Annotated in this window: 3 rRNA genes; all 3 read left to right on the forward strand. The window is 55.4% G+C overall.

What is annotated here, in order from left to right:
* Positions 1 to 257 precede the first annotated feature (257 nt).
* The 3 genes from ACYVKA_RS13610 to rrf all read left to right on the forward strand — a co-directional run bounded on the left by ACYVKA_RS13610 (position 258) and on the right by rrf (position 5,418).
* Positions 258 to 1,775 (forward strand): 16S ribosomal RNA (locus tag ACYVKA_RS13610).
* Between the two features lie 325 nt (positions 1,776 to 2,100).
* Positions 2,101 to 5,200 (forward strand): 23S ribosomal RNA (locus ACYVKA_RS13615).
* 101 nt (positions 5,201 to 5,301) lie between these two features.
* Positions 5,302 to 5,418: ribosomal RNA gene (gene rrf / locus ACYVKA_RS13620) — 5S ribosomal RNA — on the forward strand.
* The 16S, 23S and 5S rRNA genes sit together here, the layout of an rRNA operon.
* The last annotated feature ends 52 nt before the right edge of the window (positions 5,419 to 5,470 follow it).

Raw genomic sequence — 5,470 nt, forward strand, 5'->3', positions numbered from 1 at the left:
CGAGTTGCCCCAAGCGGATGTCCTTCGGGATGGATGTGCGGGTCGCACCCGATTCTTGAGAACTCAACAGCGTGTCTAAAGTCAATGCCAAATGATTTACCCGTGGCCATTGATGTCCTGCCTTTTGGGGTGGGGTTGAGGTGGTTATGGTTTCTTTGAGTGAAATATTGATGGAAGCCAGTTTTTTGGTTTCTTTGTCAGTGTCGAACTTGTTGATGTAGACGATGTTCCTGCCTGTGGGTGGGTGTCGATATTTTTCAACGGAGAGTTTGATCCTGGCTCAGGACGAACGCTGGCGGCGTGCTTAACACATGCAAGTCGAACGGTAAGGCCCTTCGGGGTACACGAGTGGCGAACGGGTGAGTAACACGTGAGTAACCTGCCCTTGACTCTGGGATAACAGCCGGAAACGGTTGCTAATACCGGATATGAGCCCCTACCGCATGGTGGGGGTTGGAAAGCTCCGGCGGTCATGGATGGACTCGCGGCCTATCAGCTTGTTGGTGAGGTAGTGGCTCACCAAGGCTTCGACGGGTAGCCGGCCTGAGAGGGCGACCGGCCACATTGGGACTGAGATACGGCCCAAACTCCTACGGGAGGCAGCAGTGGGGAATATTGCACAATGGGCGCAAGCCTGATGCAGCAACGCCGCGTGCGGGATGACGGCCTTCGGGTTGTAAACCGCTTTCAGTAGGGACGAAGCTCACGTGACGGTACCTACAGAAGAAGCACCGGCCAACTACGTGCCAGCAGCCGCGGTGATACGTAGGGTGCGAGCGTTGTCCGGAATTATTGGGCGTAAAGAGCTTGTAGGCGGTTGGTCACGTCGAAAGTGAAAACTCAGGGCTTAACTCTGAGCCTGCTTTCGATACGGGTCGACTAGAGGAAGTTAGGGGAGAACGGAATTCCTGGTGGAGCGGTGGAATGCGCAGATATCAGGAGGAACACCGGTGGCGAAGGCGGTTCTCTGGGACTTTCCTGACGCTGAGAAGCGAAAGCGTGGGGAGCAAACAGGCTTAGATACCCTGGTAGTCCACGCCGTAAACGGTGGGTACTAGGTGTGGGTCACATTCCACGTGATCCGTGCCGCAGCTAACGCATTAAGTACCCCGCCTGGGGAGTACGGCCGCAAGGCTAAAACTCAAAGGAATTGACGGGGCCCCGCACAAGCGGCGGAGCATGCGGATTAATTCGATGCAACGCGAAGAACCTTACCTGGGTTTGACATGGACCGGTAACACCCAGAGATGGGTGCCCCCTTTGTGGTCGGTTCACAGGTGGTGCATGGCTGTCGTCAGCTCGTGTCGTGAGATGTTGGGTTAAGTCCCGCAACGAGCGCAACCCTCGTCCAATGTTGCCAGCACGTGATGGTGGGGACTCATTGGAGACCGCCGGGGTCAACTCGGAGGAAGGTGGGGATGACGTCAAGTCATCATGCCCCTTATGTCCAGGGCTTCACGCATGCTACAATGGCCGGTACAATGGGCTGCGAACCTGTAAGGGTGAGCGAATCCCAAAAAGCCGGTCTCAGTTCGGATTGGGGTCTGCAACTCGACCCCATGAAGTCGGAGTCGCTAGTAATCGCAGATCAGCAACGCTGCGGTGAATACGTTCCCGGGGCTTGTACACACCGCCCGTCAAGTCATGAAAGTCGGTAACACCCGAAGCCAGTGGCCCAACCCTTGTGGAGGGAGCTGTCGAAGGTGGGACCGGTAATTAGGACTAAGTCGTAACAAGGTAGCCGTACCGGAAGGTGCGGCTGGATCACCTCCTTTCTAAGGAGCATGTGGCACCACAGTGTGGTGTTCATTGTCTGCTGGTTTCACATCCGAGTGTGGTGTGGCCGGTGGGTTCCGGAATGTGGAACATTGACTGATGCATCTGTTTCTGGGTGCTCGCTGCTAGTACAGCCCCTTGTGGGGAGTGGAATGTGGTGGGTGTCTGGGGTGGGTGTGACACGCTGTTGGGTCCTGAAGGTTCGGTTGCTGTTGCAGCTGCCTTCTGTTGGACCACGGACCGGAAGCGTTGTGCTGATGGTGGTGGTACCGCCCGTATTTTGAGAACTGCACAGTGGACGCGAGCATCTTTGTAGAAATTTTTTGACAAGCTACTAAGTGCGATCGGTGGATGCCTAGGCACCAAGAGCCGATGAAGGACGTTGTAACCTGCGATAAGCCCTGGGGAGCTGGTAAACGAGCTGTGATCCGGGGATTTCCGAATAGGGAAACCTTGAAATACCGGAGTCATGTCCGGCAACCTCTACCTGAATGTATAGGGTAGTTGGAGGGAACGCGGGGAAGTGAAACATCTCAGTACCCGTAGGAAGAGAAAACAACCGTGATTCCGTGAGTAGTGGCGAGCGAAAGCGGAAGAGGCCAAACCGTATGTGTGTGATAGCTGACAGGCGTTGCACATGCGGTGTTGTGGGGCCGTTCGGGCCATACTGTCATGTGGTCGACAAGTAAGAAATGATCGATGAAGTTGAGCCGCCTGGGAAGGTGGACCATAGAGGGTAATAGTCCCGTAGACGTAAGTTGATCACTTGTGAGCGTTACCCCAAGTAGTGCGGAACCCCTGAAATTCTGCATGAATCTGGCGGGACCACCCGTTAAGCCTAAATACTCCTTGGTGACCGATAGCGGACAAGTACCGTGAGGGAAAGGTGAAAAGTACCCCGGGAGGGGAGTGAAATAGTACCTGAAACCGATCGCATACAATCCGTCGGAGCCCTTCGGGGTGACGGCGTGCCTTTTGAAGAATGAGCCTGCGAGTTAGTGGTGTGTGGCGAGGTTAACCCGTGTGGGGAAGCCGTAGCGAAAGCGAGTCCGAACAGGGCGATTGAGTCGCACGCTCTAGACCCGAAGCGTAGTGATCTATCCATGGCCAGGTTGAAGCGACGGTAAGACGTCGTGGAGGACCGAACCCACTTGGGTTGAAAACCGAGGGGATGAGCTGTGGATAGGGGTGAAAGGCCAATCAAACTACGTGATAGCTGGTTCTCCCCGAAATGCATTTAGGTGCAGCGTCGCGTGTTTCTTTCCGGAGGTAGAGCACTGGATGGTCTAGGGGGCCCAACAGCTTACCGAAATCAGCCAAACTCCGAATGCCGGGAAGTGAGAGCGTGGCAGTGAGACTGCGGGCGATAAGGTTCGTAGTCGAGAGGGAAACAGCCCAGATCATCAGCTAAGGTCCCTAAGCGATAACTAAGTGGAAAAGGATGTGGAGTTGCGCAGACAACCAGGAGGTTGGCTTGGAAGCAGCCATCCTTGAAAGAGTGCGTAATAGCTCACTGGTCAAGTGATTCCGCGCCGACAATTTAGCGGGGCTCAAGTTATCCACCGAAGCTATGGCATTCACACAGTAACCTCCTTTTTGGCAGGTGTGTGGATGGGTAGGGGAGCGTCGTGTGCGCGATGAAGCGGCGGGGTGACCCAGTCGTGGAGAGCACACGAGTGAGAATGCAGGCATGAGTAGCGAATGACGGGTGAGAAACCCGTCCGCCGAATATCCAAGGGTTCCAGGGTCAAGCTAATCTGCCCTGGGTGAGTCGGGACCTAAGGCGAGGCCGACAGGCGTAGTCGATGGACAACGGGTTGATATTCCCGTACCGGCGAAACAACGTCCATGCCGAGGCGCATGATGTTAAGCACGCAAGTTGCTGCGGATCCTTCGGGTGATGTGGTGATGAGTCTGTGAACCAAGTGTGTAGTAGGCAAGCTGCGGAGGGACGCAAGAAGGTAGCTCATCCCGGGCGATGGTTGTCCCGGGCCAAGTGTGTAGGGTGAGACGTAGGCAAATCCGCGTCTTGTGTGCCTGAGACATGATGGGGAGCAGAACTGTGTTCTGTGAGTGAGTGATCCTATGTTGCCGAGAAAAGCTTCGTGAGCGAGTTGTTAGCCGCCCGTACCCCAAACCGACACAGGTGGATAGGTAGAGAATACCAAGGCGATCGAGAGAATCATGGTGAAGGAACTCGGCAAAATACCCCCGTAACTTCGGGATAAGGGGGACCTGATGCGTGAACCGACGTGCTCGGGGAAGCGTTGATGGTCGCAGAGACCAGGCCCAAGCGACTGTTTACTAAAAACACAGGTCCGTGCCAACTTGAAAGAGGACGTATACGGACTGACTCCTGCCCGGTGCTGGAAGGTTAAGGGGAACTGTTAGACGTAAGTCGAAGCGGTGAACTTAAGCCCCAGTAAACGGCGGTGGTAACTATAACCATCCTAAGGTAGCGAAATTCCTTGTCGGGTAAGTTCCGACCTGCACGAATGGAGTAACGATTTGGGCGCTGTCTCCACCATGAACTCGGCGAAATTGCATTACGAGTAAAGATGCTCGTTACGCGCAGTAGGACGGAAAGACCCCGGGACCTTTACTATAGTTTGGTATTGGTGTTCGGGACAGCTTGTGTAGGATAGGTGGGAGACTGTGAAGCGGCCACGCCAGTGGTTGTGGAGTCGTCGTTGAAATACCACTCTGGCTGTTCTGGATATCTAACCTAGGACCGTTATCCGGTTCAGGGACAGTGCCTGATGGGTAGTTTGACTGGGGCGGTCGCCTCCCAAAAGGTAACGGAGGCGCCCAAAGGTTCCCTCAGCCTGGTTGGCAATCAGGTTTTGAGTGTAAGTGCACAAGGGAGCTTGACTGTGAGAGGGACACCTCGAGCAGGGACGAAAGTCGGGACTAGTGATCTGACGGTGGCATGTGGACGCGCCGTCACTCAACGGATAAAAGGTACCCCGGGGATAACAGGCTGATCTTGCCCGAGCGCTCACAGCGACGGCATGGTTTGGCACCTCGATGTCGGCTCGTCGCATCCTGGGGCTGGAGTCGGTCCCAAGGGTTGGGCTGTTCGCCCATTAAAGCGGCACGCGAGCTGGGTTTAGAACGTCGTGAGACAGTTCGGTCCCTATCCACTGCGCGCGTAGGAATCTTGAGAAGAGCTGTCCTTAGTACGAGAGGACCGGGACGGACGAACCTCTGGTGTGCCAGTTGTCCTGCCAAGGGCACGGCTGGTTGGCTACGTTCGGAAGTGATAACCGCTGAAAGCATCTAAGCGGGAAGCACACTTCAAGATGAGGGTTCCCACAGAGTTGATCTGGTAAGGCCCCCGGCAGACCACCGGGTGATAGGTCGGATGTGGAAGCACAGCAATGTGTGGAGCTGACCGATACTAATAGGCCGAGGGCTTGTCTTACTACAAAGATGTTACGCGTCCACTGTGTTGTTCCCGAGGTACGGTCGGGAACCGGCCCCCGCACTGGCGGGGGTGGTTGTTGGTTGATATCTCCATAGTGTTTCGGTGGCCATGTCGAAAGGGAAACACCCGGTCCCATTCCGAACCCGGAAGTTAAGCCTTTTAGAGCCGATGGTACTGCAGGAGGGATCCTGTGGGAGACTAGGACGCCGCCGGACTTATACATACCCCCTGTCGGGACTCTTCATGGGTTCCTGGCAGGGGGTATTT

The organism is Luteococcus sediminum (assembly GCF_054783495.1).